At 59.9% G+C, this 21752-nt stretch carries 19 protein-coding genes and 1 pseudogene; 15 read left to right on the forward strand and 5 right to left on the reverse strand.

The window, feature by feature from the left end; genetic code table 11:
- Positions 1 to 278 precede the first annotated feature (278 nt).
- Positions 279 to 599 (reverse strand): integrase core domain-containing protein, encoded by a 321-nt coding sequence (locus CHB86_RS25340; RefSeq protein WP_176442755.1) that lies wholly within the window; start codon positions 597 to 599, stop codon positions 279 to 281.
- A 95-nt stretch (positions 600 to 694) separates the two neighbouring features.
- Here CHB86_RS25340 and CHB86_RS03845 point away from each other — a divergent pair, with 95 nt between their 5' ends.
- Positions 695 to 1951: an IS110 family RNA-guided transposase gene (locus tag CHB86_RS03845; protein ID WP_089231399.1), complete on the forward strand. Its 1257-nt coding sequence runs from the start codon at positions 695 to 697 to the stop codon at positions 1949 to 1951.
- Between the two features lie 206 nt (positions 1952 to 2157).
- Here CHB86_RS03845 and CHB86_RS03850 read toward each other — a convergent pair whose 3' ends face one another.
- The gene (locus CHB86_RS03850) at positions 2158 to 2664 is read right to left on the reverse strand and encodes an IS3 family transposase (protein WP_089231401.1); all 507 of its coding nucleotides are present in this window, start codon (positions 2662 to 2664) and stop codon (positions 2158 to 2160) included.
- 74 nt (positions 2665 to 2738) lie between these two features.
- Positions 2739 to 2873 (reverse strand): hypothetical protein, encoded by a 135-nt coding sequence (locus CHB86_RS25190; protein ID WP_281251208.1) that lies wholly within the window; start codon positions 2871 to 2873, stop codon positions 2739 to 2741.
- A gap of 89 nt (positions 2874 to 2962) precedes the next feature.
- Between CHB86_RS25190 and CHB86_RS03855 the strand changes: the two genes are divergently transcribed.
- The gene (locus CHB86_RS03855; RefSeq protein WP_089231402.1) at positions 2963 to 3979 is read left to right on the forward strand and encodes an IS110 family RNA-guided transposase; all 1017 of its coding nucleotides are present in this window, start codon (positions 2963 to 2965) and stop codon (positions 3977 to 3979) included.
- 183 nt (positions 3980 to 4162) lie between these two features.
- Here CHB86_RS03855 and CHB86_RS03860 read toward each other — a convergent pair whose 3' ends face one another.
- Positions 4163 to 4345 carry a transposase gene (locus CHB86_RS03860; RefSeq protein WP_089231404.1) on the reverse strand — a complete coding sequence of 61 codons (183 nt, stop codon included), beginning with the start codon at positions 4343 to 4345 and terminating at the stop codon, positions 4163 to 4165.
- Positions 4346 to 4398: 53 nt separating this feature from the next.
- Between CHB86_RS03860 and CHB86_RS03865 the strand changes: the two are divergent.
- Positions 4399 to 6150: pseudogene (locus CHB86_RS03865) on the forward strand (phage tail protein); the annotation flags it as partial.
- A 12-nt stretch (positions 6151 to 6162) separates the two neighbouring features.
- Positions 6163 to 7281 carry a DUF2793 domain-containing protein gene (locus CHB86_RS03870; protein WP_089231407.1) on the forward strand — a complete coding sequence of 373 codons (1119 nt, stop codon included), beginning with the start codon at positions 6163 to 6165 and terminating at the stop codon, positions 7279 to 7281.
- Positions 7282 to 7407: 126 nt separating this feature from the next.
- Here CHB86_RS03870 and CHB86_RS03875 read toward each other — a convergent pair whose 3' ends face one another.
- A complete protein-coding gene (locus CHB86_RS03875; protein WP_089231409.1) occupies positions 7408 to 8346 on the reverse strand; it encodes an AraC family transcriptional regulator in 939 nt (312 codons plus the stop codon).
- 219 nt (positions 8347 to 8565) lie between these two features.
- Here CHB86_RS03875 and CHB86_RS25010 point away from each other — a divergent pair, with 219 nt between their 5' ends.
- From CHB86_RS25010 to CHB86_RS03930, 11 genes are all read left to right on the forward strand, one after another.
- The gene (locus CHB86_RS25010) at positions 8566 to 9381 is read left to right on the forward strand and encodes a transporter (RefSeq protein WP_245837718.1); all 816 of its coding nucleotides are present in this window, start codon (positions 8566 to 8568) and stop codon (positions 9379 to 9381) included.
- A 56-nt stretch (positions 9382 to 9437) separates the two neighbouring features.
- Positions 9438 to 10985: an amidohydrolase family protein gene (locus CHB86_RS03885; protein ID WP_089231413.1), complete on the forward strand. Its 1548-nt coding sequence runs from the start codon at positions 9438 to 9440 to the stop codon at positions 10983 to 10985.
- 127 nt (positions 10986 to 11112) lie between these two features.
- Positions 11113 to 12693 carry an amidohydrolase family protein gene (locus CHB86_RS03890; protein ID WP_217898254.1) on the forward strand — a complete coding sequence of 527 codons (1581 nt, stop codon included), beginning with the start codon at positions 11113 to 11115 and terminating at the stop codon, positions 12691 to 12693.
- A 22-nt stretch (positions 12694 to 12715) separates the two neighbouring features.
- On the forward strand, positions 12716 to 13486 hold the full coding sequence (locus CHB86_RS03895; protein WP_089231417.1) for a DUF3299 domain-containing protein: 771 nt from the start codon (positions 12716 to 12718) through the stop codon (positions 13484 to 13486).
- Entirely contained in the window at positions 13483 to 14829 is a 1347-nt protein-coding gene (locus tag CHB86_RS03900; RefSeq protein ID WP_089231419.1) for a metal-dependent hydrolase family protein, read from the forward strand. Before CHB86_RS03895 ends, CHB86_RS03900 begins: the two co-directional genes overlap by 4 nt.
- A 138-nt stretch (positions 14830 to 14967) precedes the next feature.
- Positions 14968 to 15726 carry a porin family protein gene (locus tag CHB86_RS03905; RefSeq protein ID WP_089231420.1) on the forward strand — a complete coding sequence of 253 codons (759 nt, stop codon included), beginning with the start codon at positions 14968 to 14970 and terminating at the stop codon, positions 15724 to 15726.
- Positions 15727 to 15880: 154 nt separating this feature from the next.
- Positions 15881 to 17029 (forward strand): BamA/TamA family outer membrane protein, encoded by a 1149-nt coding sequence (locus CHB86_RS03910; RefSeq protein WP_176442756.1) that lies wholly within the window; start codon positions 15881 to 15883, stop codon positions 17027 to 17029.
- A 38-nt stretch (positions 17030 to 17067) separates the two neighbouring features.
- Entirely contained in the window at positions 17068 to 17772 is a 705-nt protein-coding gene (locus CHB86_RS03915; protein ID WP_089231629.1) for an ATP-binding cassette domain-containing protein, read from the forward strand.
- Positions 17766 to 19067 carry an ABC transporter permease gene (locus tag CHB86_RS03920; protein WP_089231423.1) on the forward strand — a complete coding sequence of 434 codons (1302 nt, stop codon included), beginning with the start codon at positions 17766 to 17768 and terminating at the stop codon, positions 19065 to 19067. Before CHB86_RS03915 ends, CHB86_RS03920 begins: the two co-directional genes overlap by 7 nt.
- Before the next feature lie 18 nt (positions 19068 to 19085).
- Positions 19086 to 19739 carry a DUF3299 domain-containing protein gene (locus CHB86_RS03925; protein ID WP_176442757.1) on the forward strand — a complete coding sequence of 218 codons (654 nt, stop codon included), beginning with the start codon at positions 19086 to 19088 and terminating at the stop codon, positions 19737 to 19739.
- A 192-nt stretch (positions 19740 to 19931) separates the two neighbouring features.
- Positions 19932 to 21686 (forward strand): mechanosensitive ion channel family protein, encoded by a 1755-nt coding sequence (locus CHB86_RS03930; protein ID WP_176442758.1) that lies wholly within the window; start codon positions 19932 to 19934, stop codon positions 21684 to 21686.
- The last annotated feature ends 66 nt before the right edge of the window (positions 21687 to 21752 follow it).

Genomic DNA, 21752 nt, shown 5'->3' on the forward strand with positions numbered 1-21752 from the left:
CCGTCGGCGTCCAGCGAAGAATTTCGAGCGGGGCAGACTCGCGCGCACTGCCCTGGCCCGTCACGACGTTTCAGGTCATGGAAAGCCGTGGCCCGGGGGCAAGGCTCTGAGATGGAGGGCTTTCCGGGGGCGGTGGTGGGTGATGAGAGACTGCCATGTTTCCGAAATTTGGAAGTAAAATCAGTACTTCGGTGTCCCGCGCGCCGCGCAATGCCGCGTTATGCGGATCAATGACTTAGTGGGCAGGGTGTCCCACGGATTTCTGTCCAGCCCCATTCCTATGGGCCAATTCTGAGTAGAGTTTCGGGGACCGGTGGCCTCATTTTGAGCGCTTGATGCGGGCGGATGTGGTTGTACTCCCTGAGCCAGCAGTTGATAGCGATCTGGGCCTGTCTGGTGGTCGAGAACCACTCAGCATTCAGGACCTCGCGGCGGAGGGTGCCGTTGAACCGCTCGTTGTATCCATTCTCCCAGGGCGATCCCGGATAGATCCGGATGGGTTTCACTCCGACCTTCTCAAGCCAGGCCTGCGTAGCTTCGGCGGCGAACTCGGGACCGTAGCACCTCGGGAAGAATGGCTGCCGAGAGGTTATGGCCACGCGCGCAGCCCTCAGATAGCGCAGCGTGTGGCCATAACCGGGTCTCAGGTCTCAACAGTGGTTTTGCATGAACCACACCGCTGAGGAGACCGGCTATGACCGCCACCGATACTACCGCCTCGACCTTGATGGTCGCCATCGACATTTCCAAGCATCGCCATGAAGTGTTGATCGGCGCCCCCGGCAAAAAGCGCCGTCGCCGACTGACGATCACGAACGCGCTGGACGACTTTCAGCGCTTGGCCACGGCGCTTTCCAGCTACGATCTACCGGTGCGGATCGGGTTTGAGGCGACCGGCAACTACCATCGGCCGTTGGCGCACCACCTCGGCCAGGCCGGGTTCGATCTGAAGCTCGTCTCTTCCGTCGGTCTGGCCCGGACGCGTGAAGCCCTGCACAACAGCTGGGACAAGAACGATCCCAAGGACGCCCAGGTCATCCTGCACATGCTCGAGATCGGGGCTGTTCAGTTCTTCCATGATCCGCTTGTAACCGGCACTGCCGACATCCAGGAACTGTCGAAGACGCACGAGATCGTCTCGCGTTCGAAGACCGAGCTGTGGCATCGCATCCTGACCCACTACCTGCCGCTCTACTTTCCCGAGGCCGAACGCTTTCACCGCAGCTCGCGCACCGACTGGTTCCTGGCCTTCCTGGAGAAGTATCCGTCACCACACATGATCTCTGCCATGAGCTGCGAGGCCTTCATCGCCGATGCCTGGCAGGTAGTCGGCCGCAAGGTGTCCAAAGAACGCTTGCTTTCAGATATTTACGCCACGGCGGTTGGCTCCGTGGGATTGCCCGTCCACCCGGACTCCGATGCCGTTCGCATGTTCCGCCTCGTGCTGGCCGAAGGGCGCAGTCTGGTTCGACAGCGCGACGAGATCGAGGCGCGGGCCGTCGAGCTTCTCTCCGATCACCCGGACTACCAGCTCCTGACCACCGTCCCGGGGATCGGCCCGATAAACGCTCTGACCATTCTCGCCGAAGCCGGTGATCTGCGCCGGTTCCGGCACCACCGACAGTTTCTGAAGTTCTGCGGCATGGATCTCGCCACCGTGCAGTCCGGAATGTTCCGCGGCCAGAGCAGGATATCCAAATACGGCAACGCCCGGCTCCGCCGAACCTTCTGGATGGCCGGCCAGGTCGCGGTTCTCAAACGCACCAACAGCTTCCGCGACAAGTTCGAACGCTACATCGCGCGGGATCGACACAACGCCCATCTGCGTCGCAAGGCCTACACCGCAATCGCTGCCAAGATGGCGCGCACCGTACACGCCGTGGTCAAACACGGCGAACCCTATCGCCCCTTCTTCGAGGGGGTGAGCCCAGGCGGAAGGACCCTTGTCTGATAAGAGCCGTGGAGGCAGCTCGCTGACCTCGTAGATAATGTTCAGGTCTTCCGCTTGGGATTTTGGATCTCGTCTTAAGGACGGTGAGGGCCGCCTCTGCGCGTACCCTGTGTTTGCTATGGGAGAGACCGCTTCTTGACGGCGGAGACCGCCTGGGCAACCATATCAGGGCATTCGGGACACCGGATGCCCCATGACCTGCTGACCTAAACAGCTAATTTTTCCCGATATAGGACGTTGTCGCTTCGGACGAACTCGGGCTTTCCGTGCCGCAGGAACAGGCCGTAGAGGACCTCAAGCACGTCCTCTGATCTCATCCGTGTCCTGACCTCCACCGCGAGCGCCTGGCGGGTGTATTCATCCAGCACGGTCAGCATCTTGTAGCTGCGCCCGTTGCTGAGCTTGTCGTGAACGAAATCGACGCTCCAGACGTGGTTCGGATGCGTCGGTCGCAGCCGGATGATCGAACTGTCCTTGTGGTAGAGCCGTCGTTTCTGCTTTTGGCGCTGAGGGAGTTGCAACCCTTCCTCGCCCCACAGGCGCTCGATCTTCTTGTGGTTCACGCGCCAGCCCTCGATCCGCAGCAACTCGGTCACCTTGCGGTAGCCGTAGCGACCATAGCTCTTTGCCAGGCGGATCATGGCCAGCCGCAGGGCGTCATCGTTCTTCTCGACGGCGTGGTACTGCATCGAGCTGCGGGCAAGGCCGATCACCTCGCAGGTTCGCCGCTCCGACGTGGCGAGCTTCTGGCGGGTGTGAATGACGGCCTGACGAAGCTGGCTCGTCGTCAGGCCCTGGGCTTTAGGAAATTCAGGCTTTCCTTGAGAATGAGCTTGTCGAGTTCCAGCTCTGCCACGATCTTCTTCAGTCGGGCATTTTCCTTCTCAAGGCCGCGCAACTCCGAAAGTTGCGACTTGCACATCCCGCCGAACCGACGACGCCAGTTGATGGGATGGACGGCTCTCCCGCCCCCGGCACAGGATCGGGTTGCTGAAGACACAGGAGGGAAGAATGACCATCACGACCATCGGAATTGATCTTGCCAAGAACGTATTCGAGCTTTGTGGGCTGGATGATAGCGGGGAAATAAAGCTACGCCGACGTGTGCGGAGGGAGACACTTCTTCGGGCTGTCGCAGAGGTCCCGGCCTGTGTGATTGGTATCGAGGCTTGCACCGGCGCATTTTATTGGCAGCGCCAGTTCGAGGCGCTTGGCCATGAGGTCCGGATCATCGCGCCGCAGCACGTCAAGCCTTTTGGTCGGCGGCAGAAGAATGACCGCAACGATGCCGAGGCCATCGCGATTGCAGTCGTCCAGCCCCGCATGCGGTTCGTGCCGAAGAAAAGTGTCGCCCAGCAGGATGTGCAGACCCTGCATCGGGCGCGGCGGCGCATGGTCAATCACCGAACCGCATTGGTCAGTCAGATGCGTGGCATTTTGCTTGATCGTGGGATCGCCTTCGGGCAGTCGATCACGCGGGCTCGCGCCATGATCTCTCGGATCATCGAAGACGAGAGCAATGAGCTCACGAAGCTTTGCCGCGAGACCCTGTCATCCCTCCTGGCATTGATGGCCGAGATCGACATGCGGGTCCGGGAGTTCGACAGACGCATCGACCAAGTCTACCGGGAGAGTGAGGCCTGTCGCCGGGTGGGGAAGATACGTGGTGTAGGGCCGAAGACTGCCACTGCCGTCGTTGCCGCGATCGGGGATGGCCGCGACTTCGACAACGGTCGACACATGGCTGCCTGGCTGGGACTGGTCCCGCGCCAGCATTCCAGCGGAAACCGAACAGTCCTGATGGGGATCAGCAAACGTGGCGACCAGCATCTGCGAACTCTGCTGGTCCATGGCGCCCGCGCGGTCGTTCGAACTGCAGTCGGCAAGACGGATCGGTTCAGCCAATGGGTGAATGAGCTCCGGGAGCGCCGCGGGACGAACCGCGCCATCGTGGCCGTCGCCAACAAGAATGCGCGCATCATCTGGGCACTGCTGGCCAAGAATGAGGAATACCGTCCCGCAACCTGACGCGGAACGGTTCAAGGTGCAGGCGAGAGAGGAAATGACCCGACCGGACGGTCCCGGTGCATGGAGACCCTGGCTTTTATAAAGGCCTTTGAGGCCGACCATTTGTTGAGGGCCATGCTTCGCGGATTACCCATTTGGGCGCGCCGACATCGACCGGCGACGCCGGATAGATGTCAGCACCCGTCATCGATCGGAGGCCGCCTCGAAAAGCTTGCATAGGGAGAGCCGTCCATAGATGTAATAGGTCGCATCGCTGACACCGACTGCACGACACGCCGCCCGAACGTCGTTTCCCTCCGCCAGCTTCAGTTCGATCTCGCGCAACAGCTTCAGGATGTCTTCGTCCGAATAACGCTTCCGAGCCATCTCCTGTCCCCCTTCCTCGGCCAAATTAGTGGCCCAGTTTTAGGGGGCAATGACAACCCTATCCGTTCTTTCCCGAACTGACCGATGTCTGGAGCGATGGCGAGAACTGGCGGCTGGGGCACTGGCTCACCGGCCGGCTCGGCTCCGCGTCGCTGGCCGCGCTGGTGCGCGATCTCTGCCTCCGGGCCGGGCTGACCGCCGATCAGATCGATGTCTCCGGTCTCTGGGGCGCCGTCGAGGGCTATGCCGTCACCGGGATCGAAGCGCCGCGCAATGCGTTGACCACGCTGGGACGGCATTTCGGCTTCGATGCGGTGGAGAGCGAAGGTGTCATCCGGTTCTTCATGCGGGGCCGTGCCGCGGTGGCGACGCTGACCCTCGACGATCTGGTGGCCGCGGAGAGCGGCGAGCCGATCGAACTGACCCGCGCCCAGGAGACGGAACTGCCGCAGGCGCTCAAATGGAGCGTGACGCGGGCAGATGAGGATTATGACGCGGTGGTGGTCGAGGCGCGTCGCATCACTGTGGAGTCCTCGCGGATCAGCAGCGAGTCCTTCCCCATGGCGGTGCCGGCAGAGGAGGCGGAACGGCGTTGCCGGCGCGCGCTGATGGAGGCATGGGTCGGACGGGAGACGGCGAGCTTCCGGCTCCCGCCCTCCCGGCTCGCGCTGGATCCGACAGATGTGATCTGGCTCGATCATGACGGCAGGCTCACCGAATACCGCCTGACCTCCGTCGCTGATGGCGAGGCGCGCAATGTCGAGGTGATCCGGCAGGATCGCGCCACCGCGACCCTCGCACCAGGCACGCCGCGAAGATCGACCCCGGAAGTGCCGGTGGTGTTCGGCGAGCCGGAGGTCGCCCTGCTCGATCTGCCGCAGATCTCCGAGGATGTCGCCCCGCATCGGCCGCTCGTCGCCGCTTTCTCTGCGCCATGGCCGGGCGAGATCGCGGTCTGGCGTTCCGCATCCGGGGATGGCTTCGAATGGCTGACCGGCGTCACGTTTCCCGCGCAGATGGGCGTTCTGGTGTCCGATCTCTGGTCCGGCCCGGTGTCGCGTTTCGACCATGGCAATGAGCTGATCGTGGACCTGAGGTCCGGCACGCTCGGCTCGGTCACCGACCTCGCTCTCTTTGCCGGGGCGAATGCCTTTGCCGTAGAGTCCGCGGCCGGCGTCTGGGAGATCGTCCAGGCGGGCACGGCGGAGCTTCTGGCGGAAGGGCGGTACCGACTCACGCGGCTGCTGCGCGGCCAACGCGGCACCGAACATGCCATCGGCAATCCGGCACCGGCCGGGGCGCGGGTGGCCGTGCTGGATACGAGCCTCGCGGCCCTGCCGGTCTCGGAGGCGGAACTGGGCATCGCCTGGAACTGGCGTGTCGGCCCGGCGAGCCATCCCGTTTCCGGCGACACCTACGTGGCGGAGAGCTTCACGCCCACCGGCGCTGGGCTGCGGCCGTTCTCTGTCGCGCATGTCGAGCAGCCCTGGCGCACGCCGAGGACACCCGGCGATCTGACCATCCTCTGGGTGCGGCGATCGCGGGCACTCTCGGCCGACAACTGGACCGCGCTCGAGGTTCCGATGTCCGAGCAGATAGAAGCCTACGAGGTGGAGATCCGCGACGGGGCGAGCGTGAAACGGACCCTGTCGGCCAACACCACCAGTGCCCTCTACACCGCCGCACAGCAGACCGCCGATTGGGGGGCGTTGCTCGGGCCGGGCGACAGCCTCGCCATCCGCATCTACCAGCTTTCCGCCCTGGTGGGCCGGGGAGCGCCCAAGACTGAAACGCTCTATTTCTAGAAGGCTCAGCCCATGTCCGATGCCACCACGAACCTCCTGCTGCCCTATCTGCTGGCCAGCCAGGCACAGAAACACGTCACCCTGAACGAGTCCCTCCGGCTGCTCGACGGGCTGGTGCATCTCTCCGTGCGCGGCACGGCCAGAACCGAACCGCCCTCCGATCCTGCAGACGGTGACCGCTTTCTGATTGCGTCAGGTGCGAGCGGAGAGTGGTCCGGATGGGACGGCAGTATCGCCTATTGTGTCGATGGTGTGTGGTTACGTCTGGCGCCACGGCCGGGCTGGCGGGTGTGGATTGAGGAGTTCGACGGATCAGCAAACTCTCCGGGGGAGAGTTTGCCCGGAGAACGGGTGCTGCTGGTCTGGGATGGCGCGGCCTGGGTGAGCATCCTGCCCACCGCGCTGCAGAACCTCTCCCTGCTTGGGATCGGCACCGAGGCGGACACGTCCAATCCCTTCTCGGCGAAACTGAACGCGGCACTCTGGACGGCGCTGGGCGCGGCCGAGGGCGGGACCGGTGATCTCTACTACACCATGAACAAGGAAGCCTCCGGCGACGATTTGGGGCTCACCCTCCAGACGGGCTATGTGACGAAGGCACTGCTCGGTCTCCTTGGCTCCGATGATTTCCGGCTCGCGGTCTCGGACGATGGCAGCACCTTCTTCGACGCGTTCAGTGTCGATCGGCTCAGCGGCATCGTCGATCAGCCGCGCCTTCCCCGCTTCAAGGGCTACACCAACTACGACAACTACGTCGGCGTCGACACCTGGACAAAACTTGCAATCAACAACACCGACTACAACGACCAGTCCGCCTTCGACGCGACCAACAACTATTTCGTTGCGCCGGCGGATGGCACGTATCTCTTCGGTGCCACGCTCTTGTTCAAGACGAATGGCAGCACATCCTCCCGGATGCGTGGGCGGCTGATGCGGAACGGCTCGACCGAGATCAGGGGCTCCTTCGGCGAGATCTCCGGCGCTCATGTCTCCGAAGCGACCGCGCTCTGGCTCCAGACCATGGTGGCGCTCAGCGCAGGCGATACTGTCGAGCTTCAGGCGTATTTCCGGGCGGCGGATGGGTATTTCTCAGCGGATCACACGTCGTTCTGGGGCACGAAGATCGGGTGACTATCCGGGAACATATGGCATCCCACCAACAATCGAAACAGAACACAAGTATCTAGCAAATCTATCTTTCAGGCCGTCTGATGCGCCCATTTTGATCGGAAAGAATCTGACGGGAACCTTTTTTGGTCAGCGAGCCATCGTCTCGCTCGGCAGCTCACCAAACATGGAACGATAGGCTCGGGCAAACTGGCCGCTGCTCAGGAAACCATGTTTGATGGCGATGTCCTTTACGGACTGTCCCACTCGTTCTGACTTGAGCAAAAATTCCCGGCTGTAGGTCAGACGCGTTCGGTACAGGTAATCTCCGGGCGAGACGCCCTGGACCTCGGAGAATGCCTGATGCAGCCGTGACTTGTTGACACCCGCGGCCTGGCACAGATCTGCAATTGATAAATTGGCATGGCCGGCCTGCCGGATCGCGTCCATTGCGTCTCTGACGATCTTCAAGTCACTGCGGTTTGCGACCAGGTGGCATGTATCTAGATCATCCATTTGGATCATCCAGTCTGCAATGGCAGATACCATGTCAGTTTCAATCGTACGCGGCATGCTCTGAAAATGATCTCCCGACGCGGAAACAGGTGAAGCCGCAATCGCCTTTGACAGGATTGAAATCAACTGTCGCCGGTGCTTTGCAGGGACGTCCATCTTTTTTTGTGAAGGTGCGCGTATCTGGTATTCTCCTCCGGTCAGAGCGGCCGCCGCGCTGGCCAAAACCGACCGGCGCACTCCGACGGTCACGGCATCCCGTTGCTCCGTGACGGTGTCATATTCCTGAGTGCCATCGAGCTGGAACACGCTGTTCGGCTTGGCGGCCATGCCATTAAGAAGATAGTCGCCTGCCCATGAAATCGGGACGAGAAAGCCAACCCATTGCGGCTCGGGCACCATGGTCCAGATCGACCGCGCGCCCGTCTTGAAGCGGACAATGAAACTTTCGCGCCCTCGGACGTCGATGCTGGAAAGACCGAGGTCACCGGGCTCCAACTGAACGAGCACGGACTCCTCCACTGGGAGCCGTGACAAGTAGTCGTAGAAAGGTGTCCGATCTTTCCAATCGACCATGTCTCATCCTGCAAGCGCACGTTCTCGTAACAATAGCATGTTCCGGATGATTTGCACCTTGGTTTGATGCCCTGCCCAAGGCGACTGGATGATTTGCACCTCGATTCCTGTTCGTGGCCCACCGTTGCTCTGACATCCTTTGATAATTCCCTCCGCGCGGAGGTAGCCAGAGAAAGACACAAGACTTGTCAACCAATTAAGCTTCAGTGGGAAACCATCATGCATCGATCGAAACGCCTAGAGACGAAGCTCGCATCGCGCTTGATGACGTCTTGCTTTTTTGCAATGTCTTCGTCTTTGGCCTTCGCGGATGCGGATCTCGCCAAGCAGCTTTCGAACCCCGTGGCGAGCTTGATTAGCGTCCCGTTCCAGTTCAACTACGACGACGGCATCGGCCAGAACGACACCTCGCGCCGGACGCTGCTGATCGAGCCGGTCTTTCCGTTCGACATCGGAGAGAACTGGAACCTCATTTCGCGGACGATCATTCCCCTTGTCGACATCGAGGCTCCGGCGCCGGGGCTCGACGACATTTCGGGGCTGGGAGACATCCAGCAGTCCCTTTTCTTCTCCCCCAAGCAGCCTGTTGGCGGGTGGATCCTTGGCTTCGGTCCGATCGCCCTCTTGCCAACGGCAACCGACGACGCGCTTTCCAGCAAGCAGTTTGGCCTTGGTCCGACCGCCGTTGCGCTTCGGCAGGCAAACGGCTGGACGTTCGGCGGGCTGGTCAACCACATCTGGGGCATCAACGAACCGGATGATCGCGAGCAATACAACACGACCTTCGTGCAGCCCTTCCTGACCTATACGACGCCGGATGCGTGGACCTTCTCGTTGAACACGGAATCCACCTACGACTGGAACGCCGAAGAATGGAGTGTTCCGGTCAATGCCGGCGTCAGCAAGCTCGTAACCTTTGGCAAGCAACCAATCAGCTTCCAGCTCGCAGGCCGGCGCTATCTCGATGTCGATGGAAACGAGAACGGTCCCGATTGGGGGGCGCGTTTCAACGTGACTTTCCTTTTCCCGAAATAGACCGGCGGAGACACCTCCGGCGATCCTTAAAAACCCGTTAGTGGAGACTTTTCAGAATGCGCAAGAATTCCACCGCTCTCCTGCTTCTCGCGTCCCTTGCCTTTCCCACTGGGGCCTATGCACAGTCCTTTGACCTTGTCATCGCGGGCGGTCGGGTGATGGACCCCGAAACCGGCTTCGATGCCGTTGCCAACGTTGGCATCAACAATGGCTTCATCACCGAGATCACCGACCAGGAACTCGAAGGCGCGCGGGTGATCGACGCCACCGGCCACGTGGTCGCCCCCGGTTTCATCGACTACCACTCACATGCTCAGTCCGAGTTCGGGCACAAGCTCTATGTTCGGGATGGCGTGACCACGCCGCTGGACCTGGAGGTGGGCGCGTTCCCGGTCAAGAACTTCTATGAATATTGGGACGGAAAGTCCTTCGTGAACTACGGGACCAACGTTGCGCATGTCGGCGCGCGTGTGGCGGTGCTCGACGGGCAGGAACCGGACGGACGTGTTCTCTACAGTCCGGCCCTCGGGGCAGCCATGCAGGACGGAGCGAAGTTCAAGACGAAGACCTTCGATCCGCTTGATGAGGGCGCGATCATCGAGGCGATCGAAACGGAGCTGAAGCAAGGTGGGATCGGAATTGCCTATCCCATCGGGTACTACACCGTGGTTGGCAGCCCGGAACTCATGGGCGTTACCAGCTTGGCTGCCAAATACGATGTGCCAATCACCACGCATGTCCGGTATCTGGCCCAAATCCCGCCCAGCGGCTTCATGGGCATCACGGAGATGCTGACCATTGCGCGCGAGAACAACGTGCCGATGCTGATCCACCATGTGCAGAGCAACTGTCTTGGTCTGACAAAGCAATGCCTTGACCTGATCGACTCGGCCCGGGCCAACGGCCAGAAGGTGGTTGGCGAGTTCTACCCCTATCAATATGCCGGCACCTATGTGGATGCCGATTACAATGCGCCGGGTTTCGAAGAGCGGATGGGCATTCAGGCTTCGGACTACAAGCTGGCGGCGACGGGCGAACCGCTGACGAACGAGGAATTCGATCGTCTGCGCAAGGAAGCGCCCGGAACCGATCTGCTGATGTACACCATGAAGCAGGAATACATCGACGAAGCCTTCGCCCGGCCGGGCGTGATCGTCGGATCGGACGGGATGCCGTGGATCATCACTGACGATGACGGGAACAAGCTTGGCTTTACCGCAACGTTCGACACGCCCTACGGCAAGGCGAACGGACACGCCCGCGGCGCAGGAACCCACGCGAAGATCCTGCGCATGGTGCGTGAGGAAGGGACGGTCTCGTTGATGGATGCCATCTCCAAGATGAGCTACGAGCCGGCCTTGTTCCTTGAAGACCATGTGCCCCAAATGAAGATCCGCGGGCGCGTTCAGGAGGGCTCGGCCGCCGACATCACGATCTTCGATCCCGAGACGGTGACCGATAACTCGACCCCCAAGATCGGCGAGAACTCTCTGCCCTCTACCGGCATTCCCTATGTCGTCGTGAATGGACAGGTCGTGGTGGACGACTCGGTCGTGCAGAACATTCCAGCGGGAGTTGCCATCCGGAATGCGCTCGCAAACTGAAAAAGTTGACTGAAACACCTTCTCCCTGGTCGAGCATTGGCTTGGCCGGGGATCCCGCGTTTTTCGACAGGGAGAAAAGATCTTGGTTAAACAAAGCTCAGCAACCGCGCTTGCAACTCTTCTTGCTTTGTCCGTCTCTTCAACGGCCATTGCACAGGACTACGATCTCGTCATCACCGGCGGACGGGTCATGGACCCGGAGACGCTCTACGACGACATTGCCAATGTCGGGATCACCGACGGACGTATCGTCGAGATCTCGAAGGACACTCTGACTGGCGCGGACGAGATCGACGCCACGGGCCACGTCGTCGCGCCCGGCTTCATCGATACTCATTTCCACTGGCAGGCACCGATCGGCTACAGGTTCGGGCTGCACGACGGGCTGACCAGCAGCATGGACCTGGAGATGGGCTGCGCTGCAAACCTCATCCCGGAATGGTATGCCGCGCGCGAAGGCGTTACGCAGGCCAACTACGGATGCGCGGCGAGCCACGAGATCGCGCGTTCTATCGCCATCGACGGGGCCAGCGGAGACAACCTGCTGCGCGGCCCGATTGCTGTTCTGGAAACCCGCAAGCAATCCGGCTGGAGCCAGACCAAGGCAGATTATGACACTGGCAACGAGATTCTGCGCATCCTCGACAAGGGCTTGCAGGACGGCGCGGTCGGGATCGGCAGCACGCTGGGCTACATGCGCAACAGTGTTACCTCGCGCGAGATGTTCGAGGTTCAGAAGGTCGCCGCCCGCTACGGCCGGCACACCGGCGTCCACACGCGTTTCACCCCGGACAATGCAACCAACGAGAATGTGGGCGCGCAGGAGGCTTTGGCCAACGGTCTCGCGCTCGACGCGCCGGTTTCGATCCTGCACTTCAACAATCCCGGCTACCGTTTGACGCATGAATTGCTGACACGTCTTTCCGAACAGGGTCACAACGTCTGGGGCGAGGTCTATCCCTACTCGGCTGGGGCGACCACGGTGAACGCGGTCTTCATGCAGCCTGAAAACTGGGTAGACAGGCTTGGCCACAAATACGAGGACACGGTTCAGGACCCCATCACCGGTGACTTCTACACGACGGCGTCTTTTGAACAGGCCCTGCAGGACGACCCGACCCGCGAAATCATCCTCTTCAAGATGCCTGAGGAGGACTCGGTGCGCTGGCTGACGCTGCGCGGCACGACGATGGCAAGCGACGCAATGGCCGGAACACCGATTTTCGGCCCTTGGGACACGCCGGCCGACCAGATTGGTAACACCCATCCGCGCACTTCGGGCGCGCGCGCCAAGGCGATCCGGCTGGCCCGCGAGAACGACATCCCGCTGATGCAGATCATGTCGATCCTCAGCTACAACGCCGCCAAACACCTGGGTGACACCGGGCTAAAGGCCATGCAGGAACGTGGTCGGCTGCAGGAAGGGATGGTCGCCGATATCGTCGTGTTCGACCCTGAAACGGTGACGGACAACTCGACCTATTCCGAAGGGCTGGTGCCGTCCACCGGGTTCAAGGCGGTTGTCGTCAACGGTACCGTCGCGGTGCGGGACGACGAGTTGCTCAGCGTCTTTCCGGGCCAGCCGATACGCTTCGAGCCCGAGGCCGCGCCGCGCTTCGAGCCGGTGAGCGAGGAGGCTTGGAACCTCGAGTTTTCCACCGGAATGCCCGACATCGCCCCCGGCCTGCCGCCCGAGGGCGGCAATTGAGCCGCCGCGGGGAAATAAACGGATGCGTGTGATCTTCGCGACAGCCTTCGCCATCCCCATGGGGATGGCCATGCTTGCCGCGGAGCCGGCCAGGATCGATTTCGACGATCTGGCGGACCCTGCGGCCCGCGCCTTCGTCGACCCCTATCTGGAGATGGGGCCGGAGCGAATGAACGAGCTCAGGACAGTCGTCCGGCTCGGCGCGCGGCTCGCAGAGACAGACCTGTCCCCGGAGGACAGGCAGCGCCTCGAAGCGCGCCGCTCGGACGCCGAAGCGGCGCTCGCCGTTTCTGGCTTCGATATCGCGGCGCTTCTGGCGCAGCGCTGGACCGTCGCCCAAAAACGCAGGGAGGCGCAGATCGCCACGAACCCATTGCTCGAAGGCGCCGCAGTGCGCCTCGAAGGGTACCTGATCCCGGCCGGAACTGGCCCGGACGGCAGGGGGATCGGTTATCTCGTGCCGGTGGTCGGGATGTGCAGCCATATCCCCGCGCCGCCGCCCAACGAACTGGTACGGCTGTACTTCGAGCCAGATAGTGGCACGGGTTCGATCTACCTGCCCGTCAGCGTGACCGGAACGCTCCGCGCCGAGGCGAGCGACGAGACGATCCATCTTCTCGATGGAATGGTGCGCATGCAGAGCCTTTGGCGGCTGGACACGGATACCCTCGCTGCCGAAGGGCCCGTTCCCAAGGCCCGTAATACGATTGTCGCTCAAGATCCCCTCGAAGCCCTCCCGGCGGAAGCAATCGGTCAAACGCATTCATCAAGCATAGGAGCAAGAAAGAAATGAAACTATGGAACGGAACTGCGTCCCTGGTTGCTGTTGCGGCCATCTTTTCCGGCGCAGCCCAAGCACAGGAAGACACCTCTGACGGACCGATCCTGTTCACCAACGTTGACGTTTTCGACGGCGTCAACGAAGCCCTCATTGAGGACGTCAACGTCGTCGTCACCGACAACGTGATCACTCAGATATCGTCCGAAGATCTTTCGGTTGCCGGCGGCATGGTGATCGATGGTGAGGGCCACACGCTGATGCCCGGACTGATCGACTCGCACACGCATCTTATGTTTTCCGGGATCACGTTTCCCGAGGTCCTCTTCCAGCGACCGGGCTACGGGATGATCCAGGGCGTTGTAATCGCAGAACAAACGCTGATGAACGGCGTTACGACTGTTCGTGATATGGCTGGAGACGTGTTTGACCTGAAGCGGGCAATCGATGAAGGCACAGTCCCCGGTCCGCGGGTCTATCCCTCCGGTGCCATGATTTCTCAGACCAGCGGGCATGCCGATTTCCGGCTCCCCGTCGAACCCAATCCAACCATAACCGGTACGATGACGGTCCCTGGGCAGAAGGGCGCCGGATTGGTCGTCGACGGTGTGCCGCTCATGCTCGCCGCAACGCGTGAACAGCTTCGCCTTGGCGCCTCACAGATCAAACTCGCGATCAGCGGTTCGGTCAGCGGCATCAACGATCCGCTCGACACGACGCAGTTTACCTTGGAGGAAATCGAAGCGGCGGTGGCGGCCGCAGAGAATTGGGGCACCTACGTTACCGTACATGGCTACTCGACCCGCGCCGTCAACCAGGCCATCGATGGCGGGATCAAGTCGGTTGAGCATGGCCAGCTTCTCGACGAAGCCACGTTACAGCGCATGTCGGACGAAGGGGTCTGGCTCAGCATCCAGCCATTCACATTGTGCAATGAGCCCGGGCTGACCCCGGAGCAGAACGCCAAGCAAGCAATCGTCTGCGAAGGAACCGGCAAGGTCTACGAGGCAATCAAATCCTTGCCCGACCTCAAAGTTGTGCACGGAACCGACATCTTCATCAGCCCCGGAAAAGGCATCGGTGTCAGTGAAGAAGTAGAGCAATTGGAGCGCCTTCTGGACTGGTTCACACCCTATGAAATCCTGAAGATGACCACCGGCAATGCGACGGAATTGCTGCAACTGTCCGGGCCGCGCAATCCGTATCCCGGCGTTATCGGACGGGTCGAATTGGACGCGCTGGCCGATCTCCTGCTCGTCGAAGGTAACCCGTTGGAAAGCCTCGATCCGGTTACTGACCGCAACAACATCAAGATCATCATGAAGGACGGCGTGATTTACAAGAACACGCTGAACTAAGCCTCTGGCGGGCGACGAGCAGACAGGTTTTGTCCGTCGCCTGCCCACCAAATCCTGTCACTGGCTGCAAGTACCGCGTGATGTTTGCCACATGCCGGGCGCAGGCAGGCCGACGAGACATATTGAAAGGAACGGATCATGAGTTTCTACACTACGCGTCGTGCTTCGGCGCTTGCAGCCATCGCGTTGATGGCCGCGCCGGTGAGCGCGTCGGCGCAGGACGCGATGTCGGACAGCTGGCAATGGGGCGCCGAGCTCTATTTCTGGGGCGCTTCTCTTGGCGGGGAAACGACGACCGGCACCGATATCGACATGGGGATCGACAAGATCATCGAAGATCTGAATTTCGGCCTCATGGGAACAGTTGCGGCGCAGAAGGGCAAATGGACTGTCTTCGGCGATTTGATCTATTTGGATGTCGAGGAACAAGGCGACACCACTGTAGACGTCTTGGGCATGAATGTGGATATCGATGGCAAGGTCGATCTTCGCGGTGTCATCAGCACTTTAGGCGCCGGTTATCGGGTCTATGAAGGAGCGGGAACTCAACTCGATATCACCGGCGGGCTTCGTTACCTCTGGCTCGACTCTACGATAGAACTCAGCGCGGCTGGTCTGAACGTGAAGGAAGAAGACTCGGGCACCAACATCGATGGGGTCGTCGGTTTCCGAGGCCAATCGGACATCAATGAGAACTGGTACCTTTCCTACTACGGCGATGTCGGAACGGGTGAGAGCGATCTGACCTGGCAGGCCGCCGCAGCGATCAACTATCGTTTCCAGAATTTCGATGTCGCCTTGGGCTATCGGTACCTTGACTGGGAGTTTGACGACTTCGGCCCCTTCGACGACCTGAATCTCTCGGGCGCCTTCCTTGGGGCGAAGTTCCGGTTCTGACACATTACGGTAGCTGGCGCTTTCGCATCGGCAGCGACGCTGGAAGCGCCACCGCTTCCTGACCTTTGATTTTGAGCAAAGGTCAGGAAGAAAATATTCGAACAAACAAGGATCGACCGGAATGGGAGCGGATTGCACTTGGACTGCGTACAGGATGCGGAACGGCCTTGCCGCCTTCGCGGCATTCTGTGTGGGCGCAGCCGGACCAGGATCCGCCATTGCAGCTGACGCAGCCTTGAGGCCGGCGACGAAGACCGCGGGAGCCGTCGTCGATTCCGATTTCGGATTTCGAGCGGGGTCAACTATTCTCGCTCCGATCCCGTTCACAAACGATGTCATCGGTTCTGGCCTCACCCTTGGTGCCGGGTATCTCTTCACCTTGCCTGGTTCGAGACCCTCTGGCTTGGGTCTTGGCTACATGCAGACTTCGAACGGAACAGTCGGCTACGGCCTCGGTGGAATCGTCAATTTCGCTGATGGCAGGTGGACACTCGGAGCCGCCGCCGTTGATGGCGACATCAACTACGACCTTCCAGTCGTGTTACCTTTTTTTGGTGAGCAAGACATTTCACTCACCCAGTCGGTAACAGGAGGCGGTGTCCAACTTGGCTATAATTTCACACCGCAATTCGAGGCCTCGGCAACACTTGCGTATGTGGATACGGTTATCAAGCTTGACAGCGATCTCATCGATGAACTTCCGGACTTCCTGCAGCCCGATCTTGATATCGAACTTGGTCGCCTGACCTTCGATCTAAAGTACGACACAAGGGACGATACGTTCTATCCGACGTCGGGTGTTGTCGGTTCTGCGGCGATCACCTTTGCAGAAGAAATCGACTCCGTCTTCAATGATCGATTTCAACTCGATGACCGCTCGTACATGAAAAACGTCTTCTCACTATCCGGCTACCGCTCGGTGGGAGAGAACGGCATCCTTGCCGGGAAGGCCGTGTTGTGCGGCACTTCCGACGACGCACCTTTTTTCGACACCTGCGGCGTTGGCTTCGTCGATGGTGCAAGGGGGTTCTCGGCGCTGAGTTATCTCGAGGATTACTCCGCCTCTGCGCAGGTTGAATTCCGCGGCCGATTGTCCCAGCGAATTGGTTACGTGGCCTTTGCCGATGTAGGCGGTGGAGGAGACAGCATTCGAGACATCTCCACTGACAATGGCGGCTACGCCGGCGGCCTTGGTGTCAGATTTCGCCTTTCGCAGCAATTCGCACTGGATTACTCGGCGGATTACGCCATCAACAATGACGGAGACGGGTTCCTCTATCTATATCTGGGACAGCGCTTCTGATGTCGCCGGAAATCGGACTCCGGCATAGGGGAGAGTTGATGGCAGTGATCGACAGTGGCGCGAAAGTCCTGAACGTCACCAAGCTTGAGTACGCCTGGAAAAAGGGAGATGTGCCTGTTCTGCGGATCGACGCGCTTGGCCTCGCGAAAGGGGAACGCGTGTTCCTCCGTGGTCCAAGCGGATCAGGAAAGTCGACGCTACTAGCAGCGATTGCCGGCGTCGTCGATATACCGACGGGCAGCATCTCTGTTGCCGGAACTGACGTCGGACAGCTCAGGGGCGGTGCAAGGGATCGGTTTCGAGTTAATCACATCGGATTGATCTTCCAGATGTTCAACCTGATCCCATGGCAATCGGCATTGGAAAACGTGCTGATGCCGTGCCGCTTTTCTCGACGCCGTCGTGAGCGGGCGGGCGCAGATCCGAAGCTATCCGCTCTGCGATTGCTCGACGAACTCGGACTATCAGACCCGGCCCTGGTTTCCGCGCCAGCCATGTCATTGAGTGTTGGCCAGCAGCAGAGGGTTGCGGCAGCACGCGCGCTCATCGGGGCCCCTGAACTTATCCTGGCAGACGAACCAACGTCAGCGCTCGATGAAGGTGCAAAGGCTTCCTTTCTGGACCTGTTGAAGCGAGAATGTGAATCGGTGGGCTCCGCACTTCTCTTTGTCAGCCATGATCGATCCCTTGAGCGGGGCTTCGATAGGGTGTTGGAGATTACGGAGGTCAACAAAGCATGGTGACCTCGCTTTCCTTGGCTGTTGGAAGCCTATGGAACCGGCGTTTTGTGGCGGCGCTCACCGTTCTTGCGATCGCGCTCAGTGTATTTCTGGTGATCGGCGTCGAGCGTTTGCGTGTTTCCGCGAAGGAGAGTTTCGCAAACTCGGCTTCGGGCATCGATCTGATTGTGGCATCGCGCGGCAATCCGGTGCAGGTCCTCATGGCGACGGTCTTTGGGGTGGGTTCGACTGGACCGGGCATCGACTGGGACAGCTACGAGATGGTCGAGGCCCTGCCGCAAGTGGCGTGGGCGGTTCCGATTGCGATGGGCGACAACCACCGCGGCTATCCGGTTGTAGGCACTACGCCAGAATATTTTGAGCATTTCAGACATAGCAACGGAAGACCACTCGCTTTCACATCAGGTCATTCCTTCTCGGAAGAAGACGGCGCTGTTATCGGAGCAGAGATCGCCACGCGCTTCGGCTATGAGATTGGCACGACTGTCGTCAATGCACATGGCGCGGGCGAGGTAGCCTTCGACCTGCACGACGAGGCCCCCTTTGTCGTCAGGGGAATTCTAATGCCGACGGGCACGGCCGTGGATCGCATGGTTTTCGTGTCGCTGGAGGGGTTCGACCAACTGCACGCCGAAAAAACCAAAAGTGTCGATCCGTTCGCGCAGGAAACAAGCGCCAATGCCGATCCCGTCGAGGACGCGACAGACAGCGTTGAGGCCGACCATCACGATCACGCCCATGAACCTGACAAGATCAACGCAATCTATGTCGGGTTGGCCGATCGCGGCGCGGTCCTTTCCATCCAAAGAGCCATTTCGGAATACGCCGCTGAACCTCTCAGCGCAGTGCTTCCAGCCATGGCGTTGATTGAACTATGGTCGATCACCGGCGCAGCAGAGCGGGCCATTGTGTTGATGGCATCGGCTGTTGCTTTGGCTGGCATCGTGGCGATGGTCGTCATGCTTTCGGCCTCGTTGGAGGTGCGCCGACGCGAATTTGCGATCCTGCGCTCCGTTGGAGCCACGCCCTTGCGCATCTTCTCTCTCATCGTTCTCGAAGCGGGGCTCGTGACGGTGGCGGGCCTGCTACTGGGATTAGTTTTGCTCGGAGCTCTGACTGCAATCTTGGAGCCGGTGCTACTTAGCCGGTTTGGGCTCCAGGTCGACGCAAGTGCATCTCTGTTGCGTGAAGGCTGGTTGTTGCTTGCAATCTTGATGGCCGGACTGGCCGCCAGCTTTGTTCCCGCCATCCGGGTCTATCGAATGACATTGGCCGATGGTCTATCCTTCAGGCTTTAACCCATGGGAGACGTGTCCATGAATATAGTTCCACGTGCTATTTCAGTTAGCATTCTCGCAATCCTTGTCAGTGCGTCGACGAGCCTCGGAGCAGCACTTCAGATCGGTTGGGACGACCTCGCACCTCCACCAGCAACGTACGAAAATCCCTTCGCGGACCTTACAAATGAGCAACTTGATGACCTGAGAACCGTTCTTCGCGCGCAATCCTTCACGGAGAAAGAACTCCCGAATGAATTGCAGACAAGCGCCGAAGCTGCCCGCCTGCGCCTGGAGGAACAGGACCTGGACATTGATTGGCTGTTCGAACAGCGCCAAATGATCATGGAGAAGCGACGTGATGAGGCGGTTTCGACGCGCCCGGATATGATCGGATCGGAAATCCGGATGCCAGGCTATCTGCTTCCGCTCGATCTTGAAGATGGTCGCGCTGTCGAATTCCTTCTTGTTCCCACAGTGGGGGCTTGCATCCATACGCCACCGCCGCCGGCGAACCAGATGGTGCATGTCCGCTATCCCGCGGGGGTCGAGGTTGCGGGCCTTTACACGCCGATCTGGATCAGCGGTACACTTTCGTCGAACCTGTCGGAACAGACCGTCCGGTATTCCGACGGCGAGGCCCGGATCGAGGTCAGCTACGCGATGAATGCTGATCTTGTCGAACCATTCTGATGCGCCATTCTCGACAGGGTGCCCGAAGATGATACCGCGATGTCGCGATTAGTTCGTGTTCTGGTTCTGGGACTGGCGGTTATCGGCCTGATTGCGGCTGTGACGGCTACCCTATCTGTGTCTACACTGGATAGCGCTCGGTCATTCGAAGCGGATCTACCGGCTGTGCGAACAGAGTCTCCAAAGCAAACCTTGGCGACATTCTCCACTCTAAAGGCGTTGTTGGAAGAATCGTTGGAGCGGTACCAGAGCGCACGCACGGGCGAGGAATTCGATCGTATCGTTTCCCTTACCGATGAACTCACCTCCCTCATAGATCTGACTGACCAACCAGACGCCGTCAAAAGGCGCAATGGCTTGCTGACAGCTATGGTACTTCTGGACGTCTGGGACATTATCCCGCCAGTAGATCTCGATACATTACCAGACAAATCTGCCATGATCGGCGATGGGCTTGGGACATACGTTGTTCCGGACACGCCCATTCGCCTGTCGCGTATCGATGAAGGTGAGCGCGTCGGCGAGTTTTTGTTCGACGAAACAACGATACGAACCGCTCCCCGGTTTCTGGCCGGACTGGACAGCGAAACGACCGCTGAAACTGGAGTGAACTGGAGAGCCGAACTCGAGCAATTCGCCGGGCCGTGGTTACCTGCCACGTGGGTCGGGTCGATCCCTCCATCATTCCAGAAGGATATCTGGGGCACGCCGCTTTGGAAGGTTGTCCTCTCGGTGGTGGCAGGCTTCCTTCTGTTCGTGGTCGCGGCGCTTGTCAGCGCTGCGCTACCCGTTGCGCGGCGTGGCAACCTGTTGCCCCCGATGTCCAAGCTGGTCTATTGCGCGTCGATCCTGCCAGTCCTTGTACTCTTTCACTACCTCCTGACCCGCCAGATCAACGTCACCGGCAGGTTCGCCGATGGGGCGAACGCATTGTTGGCTGTCATATGGTTTGGAACGCTTGCGGCCATTTTCTGGAATGCAATCCTGGCCGGCGCGGCGGCAATCTGGTCTTCGCGAACTGGTTCTGGTGATGATGCGGGGGACAGTCTTGGTCAAATGGTCGCCCATCTGATCGCTCTCATTGGTGCGGTGTGGATCATCGCCTATGGCTTGCAATCCCTCGGATTTCCCGCGCTAAGCGTATTGGCAGGGCTCGGCATTGGCGGATTGGCAGGTGCCTTGGCAATTCGACCGACACTAGAGAACCTGATCGGTGGCTTTGTGCTATATATCGACAAACCGATCCGGGTCGGAGACTGGTGCGAGTTTGGGCCTTACAGTGGGATTGTCGAAAAGATCGGTGTCCGTTCCACCAATGTACGCGCTATGGATCGCACCATAATCTCGATTCCGAACGCTCAATTCGTAAATATGGAGCTGATCAATTGGGCTCGATGCGATCAGATGCTGATCAATCCCACGATCGGTCTGATATATAGTACAAGTTCGGATCAGCTGCGGTATGTACTGGCTGAGGCGCGCAGAATGGCAATCGCCCATCCCAGGATCGACAGTGATACCGTCCGGATCCGATTTGCGGGCTATGGCGAATCTTCTTTGAACATCGATGTCAGAGTCTACGCGCAGGTGACGGAATGGAACGAGTTCTTTGCCGTACGGGAGGACTTCCTGCTTCGCTTGAAGGATATTGTGGAGAGCGCCGGCACATCCTTCGCTTTCCCGTCTCGCACTCTCTATGTCGCTCGAGATACTCCACGAGATCCCCAGAAAACCTCCCATGCGGAAGATACAGTCGACAAGTGGCGACGAAGTAAGGAGTTTCCGTTTCCGATGTTCTCTAAGGCAGAACGCGACAAGGTCGACAACAGCTTGCGGTACCCTCCGTACGGTTCACCCGACAGCATCTTGGACGGAGCCGAAATGGCTTCAGGAAGCGAACCACTTTCGACACAGTCTGGAAAGCCTACGCCTGAAACTGGCGACTAGCGCGACGCAAGAATAGCGTTGTTGCGCAACTCGCGCTTGAGGCGTGACTGCCCCTTACCCCGCTGA

This window comes from Tropicimonas sediminicola, from assembly GCF_900188335.1.
In the GTDB taxonomy this organism is placed as follows: Bacteria; Pseudomonadota; Alphaproteobacteria; order Rhodobacterales; family Rhodobacteraceae; genus Tropicimonas; species Tropicimonas sediminicola.

Bases quoted from the DNA above. Each gene is read 5' to 3' on its own strand.
- CHB86_RS03845 (WP_089231399.1), top strand. From the start codon at position 695: ATGACCGCCACCGATACTACCGCCTCGACCTTGATGGTCGCCATCGAC.
- CHB86_RS25190 (WP_281251208.1), bottom strand. From the start codon at position 2,873: ATGTGCAAGTCGCAACTTTCGGAGTTGCGCGGCCTTGAGAAGGAAAAT.
- CHB86_RS03855 (WP_089231402.1), top strand. From the start codon at position 2,963: ATGACCATCACGACCATCGGAATTGATCTTGCCAAGAACGTATTCGAG.
- CHB86_RS03860 (WP_089231404.1), bottom strand. From the start codon at position 4,345: ATGGCTCGGAAGCGTTATTCGGACGAAGACATCCTGAAGCTGTTGCGC.
- CHB86_RS03870 (WP_089231407.1), top strand. From the start codon at position 6,163: ATGTCCGATGCCACCACGAACCTCCTGCTGCCCTATCTGCTGGCCAGC.
- CHB86_RS03875 (WP_089231409.1), bottom strand. From the start codon at position 8,346: ATGGTCGATTGGAAAGATCGGACACCTTTCTACGACTACTTGTCACGG.
- CHB86_RS25010 (WP_245837718.1), top strand. From the start codon at position 8,566: ATGCATCGATCGAAACGCCTAGAGACGAAGCTCGCATCGCGCTTGATG.
- CHB86_RS03885 (WP_089231413.1), top strand. From the start codon at position 9,438: ATGCGCAAGAATTCCACCGCTCTCCTGCTTCTCGCGTCCCTTGCCTTT.
- CHB86_RS03895 (WP_089231417.1), top strand. From the start codon at position 12,716: ATGCGTGTGATCTTCGCGACAGCCTTCGCCATCCCCATGGGGATGGCC.
- CHB86_RS03900 (WP_089231419.1), top strand. From the start codon at position 13,483: ATGAAACTATGGAACGGAACTGCGTCCCTGGTTGCTGTTGCGGCCATC.
- CHB86_RS03905 (WP_089231420.1), top strand. From the start codon at position 14,968: ATGAGTTTCTACACTACGCGTCGTGCTTCGGCGCTTGCAGCCATCGCG.
- CHB86_RS03910 (WP_176442756.1), top strand. From the start codon at position 15,881: ATGCGGAACGGCCTTGCCGCCTTCGCGGCATTCTGTGTGGGCGCAGCC.
- CHB86_RS03915 (WP_089231629.1), top strand. From the start codon at position 17,068: ATGGCAGTGATCGACAGTGGCGCGAAAGTCCTGAACGTCACCAAGCTT.
- CHB86_RS03920 (WP_089231423.1), top strand. From the start codon at position 17,766: ATGGTGACCTCGCTTTCCTTGGCTGTTGGAAGCCTATGGAACCGGCGT.
- CHB86_RS03925 (WP_176442757.1), top strand. From the start codon at position 19,086: ATGAATATAGTTCCACGTGCTATTTCAGTTAGCATTCTCGCAATCCTT.